General features: G+C 72.2%; 14 protein-coding genes and 1 pseudogene. 7 read left to right on the top strand and 8 right to left on the bottom strand.

The window, feature by feature from the left end; translation table 11 throughout:
• Positions 1-193: 193 nt before the first annotated feature.
• The 4 genes and pseudogenes from ACFYW1_RS02930 to ACFYW1_RS02915 all read left to right on the top strand — a co-directional run.
• Positions 194-580 (top strand): annotated as a pseudogene (locus ACFYW1_RS02930) (hypothetical protein); the annotation flags it as partial.
• Positions 581-770: 190 nt separating this feature from the next.
• Entirely contained in the window at positions 771-1,607 is an 837-nt protein-coding gene (locus tag ACFYW1_RS02925) for a helix-turn-helix domain-containing protein (RefSeq protein ID WP_388986046.1), read from the top strand.
• Positions 1,608-1,679: 72 nt separating this feature from the next.
• Positions 1,680-2,147: a cupin domain-containing protein gene (locus tag ACFYW1_RS02920; protein WP_388986044.1), complete on the top strand. Its 468-nt coding sequence runs from the start codon at positions 1,680-1,682 to the stop codon at positions 2,145-2,147.
• A complete protein-coding gene (locus ACFYW1_RS02915; protein WP_388986042.1) occupies positions 2,144-2,863 on the top strand; it encodes an SGNH/GDSL hydrolase family protein in 720 nt (239 codons plus the stop codon). Before ACFYW1_RS02920 ends, ACFYW1_RS02915 begins: the two co-directional genes overlap by 4 nt.
• Positions 2,864-3,072: 209 nt before the next feature.
• On the opposite strand, the gene ACFYW1_RS02910 is transcribed toward ACFYW1_RS02915, so the two are convergent.
• Positions 3,073-3,738 (bottom strand): hypothetical protein, encoded by a 666-nt coding sequence (locus ACFYW1_RS02910; protein WP_388986040.1) that lies wholly within the window; start codon positions 3,736-3,738, stop codon positions 3,073-3,075.
• A gap of 826 nt (positions 3,739-4,564) precedes the next feature.
• On the opposite strand from ACFYW1_RS02910, the gene ACFYW1_RS02905 reads away from it, so the two are divergent.
• Complete coding sequence (locus ACFYW1_RS02905; RefSeq protein ID WP_388986038.1) at positions 4,565-6,442, top strand: hypothetical protein; 1,878 nt, start codon at positions 4,565-4,567, stop codon at positions 6,440-6,442.
• 13 nt (positions 6,443-6,455) lie between these two features.
• A complete protein-coding gene (locus tag ACFYW1_RS02900; RefSeq protein WP_388986037.1) occupies positions 6,456-6,992 on the top strand; it encodes a hypothetical protein in 537 nt (178 codons plus the stop codon).
• Between the two features lie 87 nt (positions 6,993-7,079).
• Here the strand turns inward: ACFYW1_RS02900 and ACFYW1_RS02895 are convergent, their stop codons facing one another.
• The 4 genes from ACFYW1_RS02895 to ACFYW1_RS02880 form a co-directional block, all read right to left on the bottom strand.
• Complete coding sequence (locus ACFYW1_RS02895) at positions 7,080-10,454, bottom strand: protein kinase (protein ID WP_388986035.1); 3,375 nt, start codon at positions 10,452-10,454, stop codon at positions 7,080-7,082.
• 317 nt (positions 10,455-10,771) lie between these two features.
• The gene (locus ACFYW1_RS02890) at positions 10,772-14,191 is read right to left on the bottom strand and encodes a DUF4132 domain-containing protein (protein WP_388986034.1); all 3,420 of its coding nucleotides are present in this window, start codon (positions 14,189-14,191) and stop codon (positions 10,772-10,774) included.
• Positions 14,192-14,316: 125 nt separating this feature from the next.
• On the bottom strand, positions 14,317-14,853 hold the full coding sequence (locus ACFYW1_RS02885) for a hypothetical protein (protein ID WP_388986032.1): 537 nt from the start codon (positions 14,851-14,853) through the stop codon (positions 14,317-14,319).
• Positions 14,854-15,054: 201 nt separating this feature from the next.
• Positions 15,055-15,972 carry a hypothetical protein gene (locus ACFYW1_RS02880; RefSeq protein WP_388986030.1) on the bottom strand — a complete coding sequence of 306 codons (918 nt, stop codon included), beginning with the start codon at positions 15,970-15,972 and terminating at the stop codon, positions 15,055-15,057.
• Positions 15,973-16,080: 108 nt separating this feature from the next.
• On the opposite strand from ACFYW1_RS02880, the gene ACFYW1_RS02875 reads away from it, so the two are divergent.
• Complete coding sequence (locus ACFYW1_RS02875; protein WP_388986028.1) at positions 16,081-17,598, top strand: S1 RNA-binding domain-containing protein; 1,518 nt, start codon at positions 16,081-16,083, stop codon at positions 17,596-17,598.
• On the opposite strand, the gene ACFYW1_RS02870 is transcribed toward ACFYW1_RS02875, so the two are convergent.
• From ACFYW1_RS02870 to ACFYW1_RS02860, 3 genes are all read right to left on the bottom strand, one after another.
• Positions 17,586-18,584 (bottom strand): glutamate ABC transporter substrate-binding protein, encoded by a 999-nt coding sequence (locus ACFYW1_RS02870; protein WP_388986027.1) that lies wholly within the window; start codon positions 18,582-18,584, stop codon positions 17,586-17,588. The genes ACFYW1_RS02875 and ACFYW1_RS02870 overlap by 13 nt on opposite strands.
• Positions 18,581-19,897: a hypothetical protein gene (locus ACFYW1_RS02865; RefSeq protein WP_388986025.1), complete on the bottom strand. Its 1,317-nt coding sequence runs from the start codon at positions 19,895-19,897 to the stop codon at positions 18,581-18,583. Before ACFYW1_RS02865 ends, ACFYW1_RS02870 begins: the two co-directional genes overlap by 4 nt.
• A 334-nt stretch (positions 19,898-20,231) precedes the next feature.
• Positions 20,232-20,819, bottom strand: coding sequence for a hypothetical protein (locus tag ACFYW1_RS02860; RefSeq protein ID WP_388986023.1), 588 nt, complete (start codon positions 20,817-20,819; stop codon positions 20,232-20,234).
• Positions 20,820-20,932 lie beyond the last annotated feature (113 nt).

The raw sequence follows: 20,932 nt of genomic DNA, 5'->3' as shown, positions 1-20,932 counted from the left end.
CGCCCTCGGATGACGACAGGGCTGGGCGGTTTCGTTCGGATCAGTCGGTCGCTGGTCCGGGGGTGCCGTTGGCCGATACGCAAGGGGCGCGGATCGAGCCGTTGCTCCCGGACCGGACGCCGAAGCGGGGTGGCCGCCGGTGTTCGTCCCCACCGTCGGAGAGGCCGACGGCGCACCCGTCTTCGCGCACGTCATGGCCCGGCCGGACTCGCACGAGCCGGATGTCGTAGGTCACCGGGTGCATCCACGCAGCCTTCCGCTGCTCGGCGACAGCATTGACCCGGCCTCCAGAAGCGACTCGCCCGTGATGATCCGAACGAAAGACCTCGGCCGGCACCCGAGGTCCGATGAGGCGGCAGGAGCGAGGGGCAGCGTGGCCGATCCCGTCTGCAAGCGGGTGTCGGCCGACCGGCAGTCGGCCGACCGCCGGAACCTCGTCCCGGCCGAGGCCGGGATCGAGTACCCGGTCGTCTTCGAGGAGGAGGCCGGTGTCTCCGGTCGCCTCCACCCGCTTGGGCGCCCGGAGTTCGGCGGCCTGCTCATCCACGCGCGGCCGGGCGACACCGTGCACGTCGCCGGGATGTTCCGCCTCGTGCGCGGCACCGGGCGCATCCTCGACGTGCTCGACGTCCTGCACCGCGCCCCTCCCGCCCGCCGCGGGTACGAGAACCGCGTGAGCACTCCCGAAATCCCGATCTGGCCAAGATCACCGGCTTGGCGTCAACTGCTGTACCGATGCTCCTACCGACACCGGTTCGTACACTGCGAGGGTGGAAGACCATACGGCCACCAGGATCGATGCACGTCCGGCGCCCGCCTTGCGGCAGTACGTCGGCTCGTATGTCGGTTTCGATCTCCGTGGGTTCCCGGCGGGGGTGCACTGCGGTCCGCCGGGTCGCATGCTCACTGCGGTGATCAGTCTGTCCGGCCCTCTGGAGGTGGCGGCCGGCGTCGACGACGGGTCACCGGTCACCGGGTTCGCCGGCGTTGCCGGCGGTCTGATGCGCCGGGCCGTCGCGATCCACCACGACGGACGCCAGGAAGGCGTACAGGTGTCGCTGACACCGCTCGGGGCCCGGGCCGTCTACGGCATGCCCCCCGCTGCCCTCGCCCACCGACTGGTCCCACTCGACGAGCTTCTCGGAGCGCTCGGCGTCGAGTTGATCGACCGGCTCCGCGCGGCGACGACATGGGTGGCGCGGTTCGCCGTGCTGGACGAGTTGCTCCTGCGCGCCGTCGGCCGCGGCTCCGTCGGCGACCGCGTGTCCCGGGTGCCCCCCGAGGTGGCCGAGGCATGGCGCCGCCTCTTGGCCTCGCGGGGCCGCGTCCAGGTCGGGACGGTGGCCGCGGAACTGGGCTGGAGCCGTCGGTACCTCACCGAGCGGTTTCGCGGTGAGGTGGGCCTGTCACCGAAGACCTTCGCCCGAGTTCTGCGTTTCGAGCACGCGCACGAACTGGCGACGGCGCACGAGCCGCTCTCGTGGTCCGACGTGGCGGCCGTCTCCGGCTACGCCGACCAGGCCCATCTCGTCCGGGACTGGCGCGAGTTCACGGGCCGGCCGCCGACGCTCTGGCGTCGCGGCGAAGTCCTTCTCGGGACCGGGTAGCCGCCCATCGCGTGGACTTCCGTTCCCATTCCTTCAAGACCACCCGGTCGCCGTCCTGTGACGATCGTCGGCATGAGACTCCTCAATCACGAATCCGACGCCATCGACCTGCGGACCACCCCCGTGCACCTCGGGCTGGGGTCGAGAGCGAAACCCGTCGAGGGTTTCGCCTGGGACCCGGAGGTGCTCCGTGCCTACAGCGCCGCGGTCGCGGCGGACGGCGCCGAGGGCCGACTGGTGACAATCTTCGACGGCGACGGCCCCGGCGACCATTGGGAGCGCCACCCCGCCGGCGACGAACTGGTCATCTGCCTCAGCGGGTCGGTGACGGTCACCCGCGATGGGGACGCAGTGCCCGACCGGGTTGTGCTCGGGCCGGGCGAGGCCACCGTCAACCCGGCCGGGACATGGCACGCGGTCGACCTGGCGGGGCCTGCGTCCATCCTGACCATCACCGCCGGCCTCGGCACCGACCACCGTCCCCGGACCGGAGCCCACCCGACCGAGCACGCCGGCACGTCCGGCCCGCGAACACCGTGACGACCCGTGTCGCGTGCCTCGGCGACAGCATCACCCGCGCGCAGCTCAGCGTCGACTACCTGGGCCCTCTCGAACGACGCCGTCCTCCGGGCGAGGTACGGCTCGCCCGCTTCGGCGTCAACGGCGACTTCGCCCACAACCTCTCACGCCGCCTCGATGCCGTCGTCGCGGACCCGCCCGACGTGATCACCGTGTTGATCGGGACCAACGACGCCCGGGCGAGCCTCGTCGGCTATCCCGTCGAGCGGGCCATGAAGCGCAAACAGCTCCCCGAGCGCCCGTCGGCCGGCTGGTTCCAGCAGTGCCTGGCAGCCGCCGTCGAACGGCTGCGAACGCAGACCGACGCGATGATCGCCCTGCTGTCCCTCCCGGTCCTCGGCCAACAACCCGACGGAGCCGCGGCTCAGGCGTCACAGGCGTACAGCCGCATGATCGCCGAGGTCGCCACCACCAACAAGGCGGCCTACCTCCCGCTCCACGAACGCCAGACCGAGGAACTGCGCCGGGCGGACCCACCGCCGAGCCCCTACCAGGAGCCGACGCCCGCGTCGAGCGTCGGCGTCCTCGTCCAGCGCGCAGTGCTGCGTCGCGGCCTCGACACGGTCTCCCGGCGCCGAGGTCTCGTGCTCACGACCGACCACATCCACCAGAACAGTCGTGGCGCCGCCCTCGTCGCCGAGGTCATCGACGCCTGGCTCCCGACCCGGAGCACGTAACCGGCTCCTGCGACGGCCCCTTTCCTGAGTATCGGGTCCCACCCCCACGAGGGCAGGAAACGATGACCGGACCGTCTCGAACACTCTCGGCCACCACGGACCAGCACCCGCCGGCTCAACGAGACCGGCGGGACCTGGAGCCGATACGCCGGTGGAGATCACGCACGGTCACCGCAGGTCGGGTCCTACGGGGAACCGGCGCCAGTTGATCACGGGAGTCCGTCAGTACCGAGGCCGGCTACGAGCTTCGCCCGGCGGGCGGCCTCGATGCAGCGCGGGGCGAACCTCATCTCGAATGCCTCGGGAACGTCGTACGGGGACTGCCAGTGGTCCGGCACGAAGGCGTCACCGTCCTCGTGGCAGAGGTGGCACGAGGCGCACCACTCGGTTCGCCGGCCGTAGGCAACGGCGCGGACCCCGTCGAACACCTCGTCCAGCGGCCCTTCCACCCGGTACCAGCGGTGGAGGTCCGTCGCTCCGCATCGGGGACAGGGCGCCGAGAGGTCGGGGGCGGCCGGTTCCGCGTCGAAGGCCGCCCGCCAGGCATCCGCCAGTTCGGGCGGAACCAGCCGCCAACCGCCCGGGCCCGGCAGGGCGAGCTCATCGACGTCGAACAGATCCATCTCCCTGGCCTCGACCGCGCCGAGCATCCTGCATTCACCGGTGAGCAGATCGACTCGGACGGGACCGATGCCGACGATCATCAGAGAAGGGTCGCCGGTCTCCAGGTAAGCCCGGTTCTGGAATCCGAAGTAAGCGGCCTCGCCGGCCACGGCCGCGTAACCCTCGATGGGGACCAGGTCCGCCTGATCGTTGAGGGGATCCTCGTCCACGTACCGCCGCGCCGACTCCGCCGCGTGTTCGGGACTGATCACTGGCCGGTCCCGAGGAATGCGCAGCTCCGGCAGCCACTCGGCCCGGTGTACCCGGGCTGTCCGTCGAGGAAGGTCATGTCTTCCTTCACATCCACCACGTCGAGGAGATGCGAGCCCTCCTTGCCGGGCCCGACCGCCCGCACGATACTGCGAGGACCGTCTCCACCGGGCCCGGATGTGTCCGCCTGGCCCGAATGTGTCCGCCTGGGCCCGGCCGAACCGCGCAGTCGAAGGGCGCACCCGGCAGGGACACGAACACGGCCTTGCCACCAGCTCGCTTCCGGTCGAATATCCGGAAACCGGCAGCGTCTGATGTCACGTCACCACCACACTGTTCCCCTGACGATCGACGTCCTGCCGCCTTCGGTGCCTGTTCCGGCCCCGGGGTCCATGACCGGCCGGACGCCCGGACGCCACGCCCACGGGCGGCGGCCCGGCCCACAGTCCGCAGCCCACATACGGGGGAACGACCATGACGGAGCACGAAGACGCACCCGGGCCCCCGGCGGGCCACCCGACGCAGGATTCTCCCCACGGCCCGCCACCGGGCGTTTTCGGGCCACCACCCCCGGCTCCGCCGACCGTACCGCCCCAGCACTCCCCGTACGCGGCGCCGCCCGGCGCTTTCGGACCACCGCCGCAGGGCCCGTATCCGCAGCAGGGTCCATATCCGCCGCAAGGCCCGTACTCCCCGCAGGGTCCGCCACCCGTGCCGCCGCCGCACTTCCCCCACGGTCCTGTGCCCGGCCACCCGTACGGTTCTCAGCCCCCGGTGGCGCCGGACGGGCCGGGTGGGCAAGGGCCGCTCGCCCAACGGCGCGGGCGCTTGCTGCTGTTCGGTGGCATCGGTGCGCTGGTCGTGGCGCTGCTGGCCGGGCTGCTGTTCTGGAACGACGTCCTCGGTCCGAAGAAGGCGGAGGCCGCACGGGACCTGAAGCCGTTCCGGCAGGCCGTGACCGCGCTGGCCGGCTCCCCCGGCCTGCGGTACCAGGACTCCGCCACCGGTGCGACGAAACGGGACGTCACGGTCACCGCCTCCGGAAGCCGCTTCGGCACCGCCGGGTCGGGCGACACCGAACTCGCCCGCGAGATCCTGGACATCGGTGGCAGGACCTTCACCCGGCAGAAGGATCCGGCCTCCGGAACGGGGTCGGACGCACGGGCCTCCGGCACGTGGACGGCCGCGCAGGGGAGCGACGGCGAGACACAGGAACTCGTGGAACGCAGGCCGTCCCCCGCCCTGTTGGCGATCCAGCTCTCCAAGTCCCTGGACAGGTTGGAGAACACGCCCGCTCCCGACGGACCTGCCGAGCCTCCCACGGTGAACGGCACACCCGCACTCGTGGTGGACACCTCGATGGGCCGTCTGCTCGTCACCGACAAGAAGCCCCATCGGGTGCTGCGCCTGGAACCCTACGGCTCCTCCCCCTCGTCCGGGTCCTCCGGCGACCGGGCCCGGGCGGTCTCGGCCCGATCGGCGACCACCGCGGTCCAGGCCCCGGCCCGGACCCAAGTCCAAGTTCAGCCCCAGCCCCAAGTCCAGGCCCAGGTGCAGGAGTCCTCCGGGGACGAGGGCCCCGCCGAAACCCCCGAGGTGACGGAAGGTCCGCTCGACGGCAGCGACTCCGCGGGGCTGGACCTGGTGCCGGTCACCGGGGATGCCGTCGATCCGATGTTCGACACCCTGGAGAAGCAGGCAAAGGAGCTGAACGGCGCCACCGACAGCGGCATTTCCCTGGCTCTCAGTGGTTCGGGAACGGTGAAATGCGGTTCGGGCGGATGCACGGCCAGGAACAGCTTCGCCGGGCGGATCACCACCGATGCCAGGAGCCGTCTCGTGGGCGGCAAGGTCACCGCGGTGATGGCCGCCTCCTTCAGCATCGACGGCAGGTCCGCGGGCCGGTGCACCAGTCCGCAGCGCTCCTTCTCGGTCACCGGCGCCGGTGTCTCCGGGAGCCTGTCCTGTTCCAACCCGGGCGCCGGCCCCACCTTCGCCTCGATCGAGGCGCGGAAGAAGGCCGAGGCACGGGCCCGTTCCCGGGCCAGTGGGGGCCGTCCGGTCCAGTACCGCATCCCCTACCGCGCCGACACCTTGATCACCGCCCGCGCCCTGGCGACGACCGAGGTCAAGAAGCTGGTCGACAAGGTGCGGCAGGAACGCGACGGGGCCGACTGCCCCGTGGCCCGCAGCGCCTCGGGCGTGGCCCACCACGCTCCCGGCGTTCCCAGTACTCCCGGCGTCCTCGGTGCTCCCGGTGCCTCCGGCCTTCCCGGGCAGTCGGTCCGGGGCGGGATCCTGAAAGTCCGGTACATCGCGGCGTTCCTCCGTCGCGATCGCCCGGCGCTGCCCGCGGCCCGATCCGTCGGTGACGAGGACTGCGTGAACTGGTCCTCCAGGAGCGTGAAGACCTTCGGGCACACCTTCAAGACCCACGGTGCGGGTGCGAAGAACACGAAGGCGCTGACCGACCGCGCCCGCAGCACCGGCAACCAGCAGGGCCAGTGGCTGGACAACGAGGCCGCCGCGCAGTTCCTGCGCAGTGTCCACGTACCCGGTTCCGGTCCCCGCACGGTGCGCATCCCGGACGGGCTCGGGCAGGTGATCATGCCGGACGGGACCATCTCCCCCGCCCGGGCGGCGACCCTCGTCCCGGGGCCGGGCGGCTTCTACCGCACGGCGTACCCGGTCGTCGACCTGGAGTAGGAGACTTGGGCGCATGAGTTTCTCGGTATCGTTCCGCCCGCCCGCCCCCAGGGGTGCCCCCGTCGGCGACCCGGTCTCCCCGGAGCCGGACGAAGAGTACGAGACCCTGGTCATGGAGGCGTGCGAGGTCCTCGCCGAGGCCGGGGACGGCAGCTTCCGGATGGGTGGTTTCGGTACTCCCGAGTGGCCGGTGGACGTGGCGTACGACCTGTCCGCGTTCATGGAGCAGCTTCCGGACCTGCTCGCGGGGGTGCGGGCACACCGGGAGGTCGAGGTCGACCTCTACTCCCAGGGCCTGGAGCGGACGCTGACCTTCCGCCCGGAAGCCGGGGGCGTAGCCATTCACTGCGCCTCGCGCACGCGGTGGGTACCGGACCCGACATGCGAACGGCTGCCGCAGGGCGAACTCCTCACCATGCTGAGCGAGTTGGCCGCCGATTTCGCCGAGGGACTGGTGGCGGTGCGGTCGGGGCTGGCAGAGGTCGCCCCCTTCCGCGAGTGGCGCGACCGGGGCGGCCCACGAGCCCCCCGCTCCGCAACCACCGGCTGACCCGCGCCCGGGGCGGTGCGGTCCGGCTCGGCTCGGCTCGGGAGCCGGGCCGGACCGTGCGGGCCCGGGCGCGGACAGGGGCACGGATCACACGGTCAGTTCCCAGTCGAGCTCCCACATCCGGACGAGTCCCTCCATGTCCCCGGTGAGCACATGGCGGCCGTCAGGGGTCGGTGCGGCCGTGAAGAGTCCCCGGGTGAGGCCGTCGATGCGGTGGACGACGCGGCCCGTGCGGGTGTCGGCCACCTGCACGGCACCGGCGGAACTCCATACGGCGAAGCGGGCGTCGGCGGTGAGACGGGCTCCGAAGTGCGTGTACCCCTCGAAGGTCTGCAGGCAGGTGCCGGACGAGGCGTCCCACAGCCGGATCGCGCCTTCGCGATGAGTCCCGCCGGACAGCACGTACCGGCCGTCGGGGCTGAGCCACACGGACATCACGTGGTGCGCGTGCCCGGTCATGGTGCGCACGCACCGCCCGCTGTCCAGCTCCCACAGCCGTACGGTCCTGTCGTCGCCCCCGGTGACGGCGAGGCGGCCGTCGGGGGTCGTCCAGACCGCGTTGAGCGAGAGTTCGAAGCCGTCGAAGCCGCGCAGCGGCCGGTCCTCGTCCAGGTCCCACAGGCGCAGCATGCGTCCCTGGCCGGCAATGAGGGCCCGGCTGCCGTCGCCGCAGAAGCGCACCGCCGTGCCGAAGGCCGAGGCGTCGAGCACGCGCAGGCACGTGCCGGTGTCGACGTCCCACAGGCGGGCCCTGCGGTCCCGGCCCAGGGACAGCAGGCGCCCGCCGTCGGGACTGAAGGCGACGCGATCGACCAGGTGGTCGTGTCCTTCGAGGACCGAGAGGCACTTGCCGTCCTCGGTCCGCCACAGGCGAACCGTGCGGTCGGCGCTCGCGGACGCGGCGAGCCGCCCGTCGTCCGTGAGGTCGATCCAGTTCACGGAGGCGGTGTGGCCGGTGAGTTCACGCGCCTGCCACCCGGCGCGCAGGCCCACGCGGGTGGCCCGGCCGTCGAGCCGGTGCCAGGCGTCGAGCACCTTCGGGTCGCGCTCGTGGCCCCGGACGGAGCGGGCCCGGGTGAGACATTCCAACGCCTGCGCCAACCGGCCTCGGTCCAGGGCCTGTTCCGCGCGCACGACCAGGTCGGTGACGTGTTCCCGGGACCGGTTGAGATCGGCCGGGGCGCGGGGACGGTCGAGATGGGGCGGGGCGGTGTAGGTGCCCGGCAGCGACCACTGGCGCAGGGTGTTGTCCTGGGCGGCGGAGAGCGCGTGCCCGTTGTCCGGCGAGAGCCAGACCGCGCTCACCTCTCCGCGGTGCCCGTGGAAGGTGCGCAGACATCGCCCGGTGTCCAGGTCCCACCATTGCAGCGCGCCGGCCCTGCCGGACAGCGCGCGGCGTCCGTCGGCGCTCAGGGTGAGCGAGTGGGCACCGTGGAAGGGACCGCTGATGGTGCGCAGGCAGCGCCCGGTGTCCAGGTCCCACAGCCGGATGGAGCGTCCGTGGCCGCTCAGCGCGCGGCGCCCGTCCGCGCTCGGGCACACCGCGTGGACGAATCCGCCCCCGGTGTCCGGGAGCAGGCGGGTGGAGCCGTCGGTGAGGTCCACCAGCCAGAGGCTGCCGTGCGTCCCGCCCGCCAGGGCTCTGCGGCCGTCGGCGCTCACCTCCAGCGCCAGGACCGGTTCGTCGCCGGAGCCTACGGGGACCGCGGGGTCGGCGGGGTCGATGGAGGGAGTGAGGGGAACGGTCCGGCCGTCCCGGTGGAGGCGGACCACCCGGCCGTCGGCCGTTCCGCACAGCACGGTGCTGCTTCCCGGGACCAGCCGCACCACCGGATACCGGGCCCGGCCGTGGTCCTCCGCGGTGAGGGAGAGTTCGTGCAGGCAACTGCCGTCGTCGGGGTCCCACCAGCGCAGTTCGCCGTTCCAGTCCAGGGAGAGCGCGAGGCGTCCGTCCCGGCCGAGGTCGAGGGAGCGCACGGCGCCCGTGTGCCCCCGCATGACGCTCAGGCTCCGGCCGTCCCCGGTGTTCCAGAGCTGGAGCGTGCCGTCCCAGCTTCCGGTGAGCAGGGTCTTCCCGTCCGGGGCCATCCGCATCCGGATCTCCATGGACAGGCGCTTCCGTTCGTCCCTCATCCGGGAGAAGGGGAAGGTCTGCCAGGCCGCTTCCCGGACCGCGGTGCAGCGGGCGTCCGGTACGTCTCCCGAGCGGACGGTGTTCAGGGCCGCCTCGGCCTCGGCGGCGTCGGGGGCCTCCGGGTGCTCCGCCAGGTTCTCCAGCAGGGCCCGTGCCGCCTCCAGGTCCCCGCGTTCCAGGTGCACCTGGGCCAGGAGGAACGCGAGGGGGGAGTCGCCGTCCGCCGATGTCCTGGCCTCTTCCAGGGCGGTGACGAGCCGGAGGTCGGTGATCTCCCCGCGCCGCCAGCGCAGCAGCCCGGCGTTGTACTGGGTGGCGGCGTGGTGCGGATCGGTCACCGCCGCCCGTTCGAAGGTCTCGACCGCTTCCTCCGGCCGGCCGAGGTCGAGCAGGGACAGCGCGCGGTTGTTGAGTTCGCCCGCGCGCAGGTCGGCCGCCCGGGGCGGGGTCCGCAGCACGGTCCCGCCCGTGAGGCGCTCGGCCGCTTCGTCCAGTTCGGCGGCGAGTTCGGCCATGGAGCCGGGCCGGTCCCGCGGGTCCGCCGCCAGGCACCGGGCAAGGACGGAGGCGACCCGTTCCGGGAGCGGGAAGGCGAACTCCCCCGACGCCCGCAGTTCTTCGAGGGTCTGCCCGGCAACCGATCCGAACGCCCAGAGGATCTCGCCGGTGAACATCTCCAGGACGGAAACGGCCAGGCTGTAGATGTCGCTGCGCCGCCCCACCCGTTGCCCCAGGGCCTGTTCCGGGGACGCGTAGGCGGGAGTGAGACCCCCGTTGGTGACCAGTACGCTCGCGTCCCCCGTTCCTTCCGGAAGGGGGAGCAGCGGGCCCCGCGCACGGGCGAGGCCGAAGTCGGCGACCTTGGCGACGCCGGCGTCGACGAGGATGTTCGCGGGCTTGACGTCCTGGTGCACGAGCCCCTGGGCGTGCGCGTGTTCCAGGCCGTGGGCCGCCTGGACGGCGAGGCCGAGGATGCGGGCGAGGACCTGGTCCCGGTTCCCCTCGTACAGGGTGCCCCGGGTGATCCAGTCCCGCAGGCTTCCGTCACGGACGTACTCGGCGAACACCCGGGGCACGCCGTCGAGCGTGCGGACGTAGTAGCAGCCGCACACATGTGGGTGCAGACCCAGCGACACCCATGCCTCGGCCTCGGCGACGAAGCGGTCCCGGCCGTGCGGGTCGCGGACCAGTTCGCCCCGCGGGCTCTTGACCGCCAGGTCGGTGCCCCAGCCCAGGTGCCGCACCTGGTGCACCACGCCCATGGCTCCCCGGCCCAGTACCCGGGTCACCTCGTACCGGCCGTCGACGACCTCACCGATCCGCCACATTGCCCAGCCCCCTTGCCACCGTGTTCCGTCCCGCGGCCGGGCCGGTCGGGCTCCCGCGGTGTCCGCGCCGACCGCACGGGGCGAGCGTACCCAGCCCCGTGGCGCGCCGACGCCGGCCGGTCCGGGCCCGGACCGGGCGCAACCGGTCACCGGACCCCGCCGGGGCCGAGCGGTCACCTGGCCCCGGCGGGCAGCCGCCGGGGCCGGCAGATGGCCGCCGGAATCCGGCGGGTGGTCACCGGGCCCGGCAAGCGGTCACCGGCGCCGTCGATGCCGCCGCCCGGCGCGGGCGTCGGGGCCCGGCGGGGCGGTCGTGGTCATCCCGCCGTCACCTCGGTGAGGTCGGCGAGCAGCTCGGAGGCCAGCACCGGGTCGAGGTCGCCGAGGCGCAGCGGGTGGTCGTCGCCCGTGTAGTAGTAGCTGGGGGAACTGGCGATCCGGACCGCTTCCAGGGTCTGGTCCCCGAGTTCGTTGACCATGCCGACGGCGATGCCCGGGTCGAGGTCGATGACCAGGTACCGGCCCGGGCCGGCCGGCCGGGAGATCCAGCACTCCACGCCCGCGTCCTGCGGTGCGCCGCGTTCCCAGCCGCGCTTGGTGAGGCCGAGGAGCTTGCCGACCGGGACGGTGGCCTTCTCGAAGCGGGCCAGCCGGTGCCCGGCGGCCTCCTCCTCGGTGAGGGCGTGCACGGCTCGGCCCAGCTGCGGGAACGGCTGCAGGATCTCGTAGTCCGCGAACAGCTCCGCCCAGGTGTCCCGTTCCCCGCCCAGGCGCAGCGGGTGGGCGAGCCGTACCGTCGTCCCCTCCGGCAGGGTCAGCAGCTCGTCCTCGGCGTCGGCGAAGGTGCGGTCCTCGGCGACGCGGAACGTCGTCACCGCGCCGTCCCTCTCGCCCTCCCACACCAGGCGGCATACCAGGTGCCTCATCAGCGGGTGGTCCACGAACAGCTCCCGGAACTCGCCGTCCGTCCAGGACCGCTGTGTCACCATTGCCTGTTCGAGCCGCCGCACCTGGTCGGACGCGATCGTGCGGACGTCCTTCTTGAGCGTCGCGAACCGCTTCCGCTCGGTCGGTGCGAGCGTCCGGTCGTCCTTCACTCCGGGTGCGGGCAGGGCCTTGCGGACCGTGCCGTCGGCGTCCTTCACGTACGGCCGCAGCTGTTCGTCGAATCCGACCGTGAACCGGCGGGTGCCGTAGTCGATGACGGTACTGCCGTCGGCGTCCAGGCCGAAGTCCGGGACGAGGCGGTCGCCCAACTGCTCGCCGGTGAGGCCGAGTCCGTCGGCCACCTCCGCGATCTTTTCCTGGGCGCGGGCCTTGAGGCCCTTGAACTTCACCCGCTGCGAGATGCCGTGCAGATGCATCAGCGCCACGTCGCTGCCGATGGCCGCGAGCACGTCGAGGCCGTCGACCGCGCGCTTGTGGGAGCCCTCGCCGGGCCAGGCCCGCAGCAGCGGGCTCAGGCGGCGCACCGTCCCGTCGTCGCCGAGCGGGCCGAGCGACTGCAGCACCCAGCTCTCCTTGGCCGGCATGCCGATGAACTGCCACTGCTCGAACAGGCCCCAGGCGAACGCCGCGAGGGAATCGGGGGTGCAGTGCTCCTTCACCACGGCGATGCCCGGGTAGACGCTGTGCGGTTTCGAGAGGGCGAGCATGGTGAGGACGTGCCGGGCCGCCCCGACGGGGAGCGCACCGCCGTCCTTCAGGAGGATCTGCGGCAGCAGGCCGGGGTCGGCCCAGGAGCCCACCGTGGGCATCCTCTTGGGCAGGGCGAACGCCATCGGGTCGCCGTCCAGGGTCTCCGCGACGATGTCCGCCGCCTCCGGTCCGCCGGCCGCGGCGGCGGCCTCGCGGACCGCGTCGACGCCGTGCTTCTGGGCGATGGCCTTCAGGGCCGTCTCCGCGCCGTCGCGGGCGGGGCCCGTCGGTCCGACCGCCTGCGGCAGCAGGTAGGGGACGGCGGCGAGGCCGTGGCGCGTCAGCCAGCCGCGGGCCGTGGCGTTGGCCGACTTCAGACGGATCAGCCAGTCGCCGATCCGCACGGCGACCTCGGTGCTGAGGAACGGCAGGACCAGCTCGCCCATTTTCACGGAGAAGTCCGCGGACGCGTCGAGCACCAGGTGCAGGGCGTCGGTCCCGAACCGGGCGGCGATCGGCCTGATGATCTGGTGGTTCCCGTAGCCCTCGGCGGACTTGTACGTGGACACGATCCGACGGGCCTCGTCCTCGGGACCGTGCAGGAACAGGTGGGCGCACCAGGACAGGTGGTTCCACCGCCGGTCCCCACGCAGCTCTTCGAGGTGCTCGGTCCACCGCTCGGCCGGGAAGGCACGCCGGACCAGCCAGGTCGGCATGACCGACCACTCCTCCCGCTCGCCGGGCTGCCACACGGCCTTCGGTCCGGGAGCCGCGGGGATCTCGGCTGCCACCCGCTTCTCGGGGGCCTTGGCCCGCTTGCGCGTCCACGGCGGATCGGCCAGGAGCGCGGGCAGGGCCTCGGCGGGGGCGTCCGCCACGCGGTCGGCGCCGTCCAGCAGCGGCTCCACATGGGCCGCGGCCCCGGGCGTCAGCTCCGGCAGGGCGGCCTTCACCAACGCGCGGTGGGCCATGACGTGGTGGGCGAGCATGCGGTCGGCCGACTGTGCCGCCCGGTCCTGGCCGCCCGGGGCCGAGGCCGCCTCGGCGAGCAGCCGGAGGGCCCGCACGGGGTAGCGGTCCATCGCCTCGACCAGGCTCGTACGGACGTGCTTGTCGTCCGCGTGGGACAGCAGGATCCGGAAGGCGTCGTCGGTCGGCAGCGCGACCAGCGCGCGGGCCACCGTACGGGTCCGGTCGGCGCCCGGTGCCGTGGCGATCGCCTCCGTCAGGAGCGGCGCGAACGCCTGGCCGGTGCCCTCGGCCAGGGTGGCGACCAGCTCCATGTCCCAGCCGTTCCACGACAGATGCACCGGGCGCGGGAACTTCTCGATCTGCTCCGCGGAGCCTAGCGAGCACAACAGCATCGCGCGCAGGGTCGCCCCGGCCGCGTCCGCCTCCGCGCAGCACTCGTCGACCCAGTGCTGCTCGCCGGGCACCAGGTAGGAGACCGAGCAGCGGCGGCGCAGGTTGTCCCGGTAACCGGCGAGGTCGGAGACGACCTGGGCGTACTCCTCGTCCCCGGACACGGCGATCAGGGCGCGCATCCGGTCGGCGAACCGGGGCCGCGCCCAGTAGTCGTCGGCCGAACCGTCCGCGGGGCGGCGCAGCAGCCGGGAGTCCGAGCGGACGGAGCCGTGCTGGGTCCACATCGCCTCGATGTCGATGTACTCGACGACCGACCGGGCGGCGAAGGACAGCCCGTGGGCCAGCACCCAGGCGTCCACGAGCACGCCGGGGCGGTGGTCCCAGCGCAGCGACACGGCCGCCACCGCGGCGGCGCCCAGCGGGTTCGGGCTGCCGGCCAGGTGGGCGCGGGTGGCGGCGACGATCTCCGGATCGCTGTCCGGCGACGAGAGCATCTCCGCCAGCCAGTCGGACTGTCGGGCGAGCTCCTTCTCCGCCACCCGTGCGGCGTCCGGGTCCGGGTCCGGCACGCTCTGCGGGAAGCCGCCGCGCCGCGGATGCACGAGCCGCCGCCAGGACGACGGCACCTCGAAGGTCTCCTCGTCCGGGAACGCCACCGTCCCCCCGGGGGCCTCGGCCCCGGTCACCTCCTCGCCCCGCACCGAACCGTCGCTCCCTTCCCGCAAGCCCCGCACAGCCCCTCCTCGGCCCACTCCAAGCAGCGTGATCCCTCGATCAGCTGTTCTCACAGTAAGCGGGCCCACTGACAACGCCCCGCCGGCCACCTCTCCCGCCCCGGGCGGCCCCTCCTCGGCAGGTCTCAGTGCCTCGGTGACGTGCGGTGGCGGTAGGAGTGTGCGGCGATGTACAGGCCGATGCCCCACACCAGGAACTGCGGGATCCCGTGGACGACGGTCCAGGGGCTGAAGATGCCCTCGTCGTCGAAGGTTCTGAACAGCTGCACGGCGGCCCAGACGGTGTACAGGAGGAGGAAGACCGAGACGACGTAGGCCGTGGCGGTCAGCGTCCGGCGCGGAACTCTTCGCCCGGCCAGGAACGGAGTCCAGCCCGGAAACACCAGTCCCCACGGCCGGACCAGGCTCACCGCCAGGACGCCCGCCAGCAGGGCCATGCCGCTGAGCATGAAGAGGTACGGGCCGCCGCCGACCCCGTACCACTCCCGGAACGCCTGCTCGTCCGCCCAGAGGGGAATGCCCAGCGCCCAGACGGCGTGCAGCGGGATGAACCCGGCGGTCGCGGAGAGCGCCGAGGCATGAGCGGCCCGGACGGCCCATCGGGGCGGGGGCGGAACCTCGGCGACTGTGCCTTCTGGACGGGAGACGGTGAATTCCGGCATGGCCCGGTTCTCCTGACGCGACGGAAGAAGAAGCTGAACGGGAGAAACGGTTCCACGGACCGTGTTCCAGGACATCGGGCCCGGGGCCGACGATCACTCGTCCTCCGGGACGGGCGCGGTATCGGGTCGCTCCCCCGGGCGGGGGAGCCGGTCCCGTACTCGTCCGGCAGATCGTGCCGATGGCGCTTCACGGCGTCCCGGTCATGGTTTCGGAGGTGATCCGCCGGACGGTTCCTGGACCCCCAGCACGTACCACTGCCTGGGCGACGGGCCGCGCAGGTACAGATGCCGGCCTCGTCCCACGGGGGGTGCGTACCGCTTGAGCGGTGCCCCGTTGGGGAGGGTGAGCCGGGCCTCCTCGACCGGCAGGGCCTCGCTCTCCGTCAGACGGCAGAGGTGCAGGCGGTCCGGTTGCCGGTCGCCTCCCAGCATCGTGAGGTGTTCTCCGTGCACGGCCAGACCCGCGGGAGCGACCACGGGGGTCCGCCGTAGCCGGATCTCACCGTTGGTCCGGGCCTCGACCAGCGGAAAGGTCGGGTAGTAGTCGGCCCACGCGACGCCGTCGCCGACGTTGAAGGCGTAGACCGTGTCGATGTGTTCGACGCCCTCCGGAGGTGTGTACCCCCATCGGCGGTTGCCGCCGCTGTCCCAGCGCACCAGGCCGGCGGCGCTGATCGGGTCGGTGTAGACGCCCTCGTCGAAGTAGGTGCTCCACACGTGGTGCCGCCGGTCCGCCATCAGGTGCTCGACCGCGCTCCCCATCGCGAAACTGTGGCGGCGTCGCCCGTCCGGCCCGTGGATCCGCGCGTTCCGGTCCCCTGCGGCGCCGTACCCCTGCACGACGAACCGGCCGTTGGGCAGTGCGTCGAGACGGGTCACCCACAAGTCCAGCTCGCGCAGGGGCTGTTCGCGGACCGCGCCACCGCTGTCGATGACCAGGAGCGCGTCGTACGGAAGGCCGCGGGGCCGGGCACGGGGCCTTCCGTACGGGCTCGGTCGGAGTTCCGCGTCGGGGCAGATCAACCAGAGCGTCCGGTCCCAGGCGTCCACGGTGGTCGCCAGAACCTTCCGGTGGTCGTACTGCCGGGGCAACAGTGCGTGGGAACGCAGTGCCACCATCCTCAAGAAATCACCTCACGGGCGAACGAACACGGCCCGCCCATGATCGCATCCCTCGAATCCGCCGGCCGGGGCTCCGGCACCCCGAACGTGCTGGATGATGAAGGGGTGCGACTCCCCTACGTCTACCGCGTCACTGGGTACGATCCCGCCGATCGTGACGAGTACGGGCATTACGCCGGTACCGAGGACACGGTCGGCGATCACGGCGAGATCGAGGCGGCCCGCCTTCGGGCCGTCGAGGCGTTCGCCGGGGAAACCGGCGTCGCCCACCTGACCGTGCGTGAACCGCAGGTCCCCTCCCTCGCGCACTTCGGCGCGGAGCCCCCGGTGGACGGTTTCGGACTGGACGGGCTCTTCCCCGTCGGGCCGGCCGGTTCTCACGACGGTTTTCACGACGGGGCGAAGGTGCCGCTCGAAGTCGGGCTGGAGCTGGTGCGTGCCATGTTGCGCGACAACGGCGCCTGGTGCCGGCTGGAGGTGGAAGGCACGTTCGCCGTCCATGTGGGGTGGGACCAGTACCTCTACATCGGCAGTGTCCGGCCCTGCGAGGAGGCACTGGCCCGGACCCGCGCGCTGGGGCTGTTCCCGGAACGCCTGGACTCCTCTCCGTATGGGACGGAGACCGACGACACGAAGGTCCAACGGCCCGGCGACGACGAGTTCTGGGCCGGTGTGCACCGGTCGGTCGACACCTGCCGCGCCGGGCTTTTGGAGGAGATGTACGTCGAAGGCGCCGCACGGTGGCACCGTCTCACCCGCGACACCGTCGACACGGTGCGCGCCGGGCTGGCCCCCCGCGCCCGGCTGGCCGTGTGGCCGGGCCTGTCCTGCGACGTCGACGCGGTCATCGGTTCCCTCCCCGCCGAGGGCCTCGTCGAGGGCGTCTGGCAGGACGGGGACGGCCGGATCCACAGCGCTGTCGCCGACGAGGACGCGTTCTCGGAGCTGGTCGCCCGGATGTCCGGCGCCGAGGCCGCGGCGCTCCTGTCCATGTACGCCGATGAACGCGTGCCGCTGTTCACCGCTGTCATGCCCGACGACGACGGAGTGGTACGGGCCCGCTGGCGGACCGATCCGACACCGGGCGACCGGACCTGGGCCTTCCTCAAATCCCTTCGCCCCGGCGGGATCATCACCGGCACGGTGACCGAGATCGCAGACTTCGGCGTCACCTTCGTGGACATCGGCGGCTTCACCGCGATGATCAATGCTCCTGAGCTGTCGTGGCGTCCCGGCGCGCACCCCTCCGACGTCGTCTCCGTCGGTCAGGAGATCGACGCCGAGATCCTCGGCGTCGACCCGGTCCGTGAACACGTGGTGCTGTCCCTCAAGGCCCTGCACGAGGACCCGATGCTGCTGCTGGCCGGGCAGATCGGCCGGACCGTCGTCAGCCGCGTCACCAGACTCGTACCGTTCGGCGTCTTCGTGCGCATCGAGGAGTCGGAGAACGGTTTCGAGGGGCTGGTGCACGAATCCGAACTGGCCGACGAGCACCTGGAGACGGCTCGGTCCGGCCTCCGGGTCGGCGACCCCCTGCCGGTCAGGATCCTCGACGTCGACCCGGTCCGGCGTCGGATCGTCCTCTCGCACCGGCAGGCCGGGCGAAAACGTCAGTCGCGGTAAGCGGCGTCGGGGATCGCGGGCACCGGGTGCAGCTCCTTCCCGAGCCACTCCTGTGCGCTGCCCGCCAAGCTCCCGTTGGCCCGGTCCCGTTCCAGCAGCTTGTTCACGAACCGCACCAGATCGGGCTGCTCGGGGCTCATCCCGACACCGTAGTACGCATTGGCGAGCGGCCGCCCGACCACCTTGGTCTGCGGGTCCTGCGCCGCCATCCCCGCGAGTATTCCGTCGTCGCTGGACACGGCGTCGACCTTGCTCTGCTGCAACGCGACCACGCAGTCCGGGATGCTGGCCAGCGTCACCACGTTCAACCGCACCGGCAGCTTGCGCAGCGTGACCTCGGTCGTGGACCCCTTGGAGGTGCAGAGCTTCTTGCCCGCCAGCTGTTCCACTTCCTTGACCTTGGAACGGCTCGGCACCAGCAACCGCTGCGTCGCGTTGTAGTACGCGCTCGAGAACTCGACGGTGCGCTGCCGCAGGCAGGTGGCACTGAATGTGTTGACCACGACGTCGACCTTCTTCTGCTCGATCAGCAGCGCCCGGTCGGCCACGTCGCGCACCACGAACTGGACCTTGTCCGCATCGCCGAAGATCGCCTGGGCGATCTTGCGGACGATGTCGATGTCCGCGCCTTCGAGCTTCCCGGTCTGCGGGTCGCGGTAGCCGAGCAGGTACTTGCCCTGGTCGACGCCCGCGATCAGCCGTCCGCGCTTGTGGATCTTCGCCATCGTCGACCCGGACGGCATGGCGCCCGGCTCGGGCAGCGCGCCGCCGGGGCGCAGGCTGTTCTTCACGGTCCCGCACTCGGGCTGCGACGACGTCGGCGGCCGCGGCGCGCCCCGGCCGCTGTCGCTCGTGTTCGCGTCGGTGCCGTGCAACGCGGGCAGGGCGATCCCGGCGAGCGACAGCACGACGGCGGCGGAAAAGAGGAAGAGCGGTCGCCGGACGTTGACCATCGGCGTGCGGAAACCGTTGTGGGGACTGGTCATCGGTACTCCTCCACCCGACGTGCGACGCCGATCGCGAAGCCCGCGGCGGCCAGCGCGAACAAGACGGCGGGCCCGAACGCGAGCAACGTCGTCGCGTCATCAGCGGCTGATGTGGCGGCGGCGAGCCGGGTCTGGGCGTCGGCGCCCGCACGGCTCACCGTCTTGTCGAGAGCGGCGAACGCGGCACCGGAACTGCCGGCGTCGGTGCCGACCGCCGACCGGACGGCCTTCTGGTAGTCACCGCTGTCGTCGAACCGGCGCAGCCGGGCATGTGCGTCCGACCACATGGTCGCGGCGGCGCGGATGTCGTCGACGTCGGCGCCGGACTTCTCGGCGACGCCGAGCGGGCCGTCCTTGGCGGTGAGCCGGTCGAGTTGTTCGGTGAAGCCCGAGTCGGACGCACTGCCGCCGCTGCGGGCCACCAGCAACAGGCTTTCGTTGCTGCGGGCCTGGAGCACGAGCGTGCGGGCCTCGTCGAGCGCGGTGGTCGCGTCGCTGGCCTTGTTCGCGTCGGCGAGCGCGCTCTCCCCCGCCACCGTCGCCAGCCCCCACCACAACACACCCGCGACGACGAGTACGGTCGCCCCGGCCACCCCGACGTTGAACCGGCGCTGCGTGCGCCAGGACTCCCGGCGGGCGAAGTCGAGCGCCGCGAGGAACAACGCGATCCCGAACACCACGACGGCGATCGGCAGCGAACTGGCGGTGCGGTAGTCGGTGTTGAGCGCGTCGACCTCGACGCGCCGGAACGTTTCGGCCGCGGGCAGCAGTTCGGTGCGCATCTGTTGCGACGCCTGCGCCAGATACGACTGGCCGAGCGGCAGCCCTTGACGGTTGTAGGTGCGGGCCGTCTCGACCAGGCCGGTGTACGCGGGCAGCCCGGTGATCAGGGTGTCGAGCGGCTTCGCGGCCGGGTCGTCCGGCGCGACCTGCCGGGACGCCTCGGCGAGACGCTTCCCGGCGTTGGCGATGTCCGCGTCGTACCGGGTGCGGATCGCCGCGGGCTCCTGGCCGGCGGACACATAACCGCTGGTGGCCATGGCGTCGGCGTGGGCAAGTGCCTGGTAGATCTCACCGGCGTGCTGCGCGAGCGTGGTGTCCCGGCCGGCCGCGTCGGTCACCGCGCCGGCCCGCGAGGACCCCCCGATCAGACTCAACACGGCGGTGATCAGGCCGGCCAGGGTCAACAGCACCCCGACGCGGCGCAACCGTGCCGGCGTGCGCGGTCCCGTCCACTGCGTCCACCACGACAGTTGCCCGTCCCCGGCGCCCCTGGAAACGGGTGGCGCCGCCGAACTCTGCGTCGTAGTCATGATCACCCCCTGGAAGGAACCGATCCTAGCCGCCGCCCCCCTGCGAAACTCGGCTTCGAGGCAAACTGGCCGAGGCAAAATCCGACGGGGATCGCTTCGCCGCCGGGATGGGCGGGCAGCCGGTCGGCCGGGGCCTCGGCGGAGTGTCCGGGCAGGACCTCCGGGACCGGCCGGACGGTGCGGCGCCGCACACGCCGCACGCCCGGGCGGCCGGGTCGGCCGCGTCGAATCCCTGCCCTCCCCAGGACCTCCCGGAGGCCGTCGAACCCCTTCTGCGTATCGGGAGTTCGGCCTTCCGGAGCAGGAACACCTGCGGCGGCCCGACGGGGAACGTTCAGCGGGCCGCACCCTCGCCGACGGGCGTGTGCGTGGTACCCGGTGCGTGGCCGCGGGTCAGTGGTGCGAGGCCGGCCATGAGGACCACGGCCGCGAGCGGGATCAGGTCGAGACCGACCGCGATCAGGGCGAAGGACACGAACACGAGCACCGGGCTCCACACGGGCAGCCGCCTGGGCCGTGCGGCCGCCATCATGATCAGCAGGGCGAGCATTCCGAGCTGGAAGGCCATCGGCCCCGCGAGTTCCAGAGGCCCGGGCAGCGGCAGGGACTCGGCGAAGCCGGAGAACAGATCGCCGAGGATCACCCAGACGAAACAGCCCGCGCCGAACACCCCGGCCACCATGGCGGCACGGGAAGCGGTTCTCGTGCGGACGGTGTCCGCGGGAACGAGGCCGCGCAGCATCACGACAAGAGCGCCGAACAGAAGGAAGGCGGCGAGAAAGAACGTGTGACCGAGGTTCCAGGCCACCCCCGGCCCGTGGTCGCCGTCCATGCCGTCGATCAGCCGGAGCACGCCGTACAGCAGCAGGAAAAGGGGAACGAGGAAACAGAGCAGTCGAGTTGTGCGTGTTGTCGATGTCACGCCCCTACGGTGGCTGCCCGGTGCGCGTACGGGCCATCCGGGCAACACCCCCGGCGCACCCGGAGAACCGCCGTAGGGGTCGGCCCTCCCGACGTCCTGGTTTCCCCGGAGAC

The sequence above is a fragment of the Streptomyces sp. NPDC002669 genome, from assembly GCF_042889165.1.
Taxonomy (GTDB): Bacteria; Actinomycetota; Actinomycetes; order Streptomycetales; family Streptomycetaceae; genus Streptomyces.
This window is presented reverse-complemented; position numbering and strand designations above follow the sequence as displayed.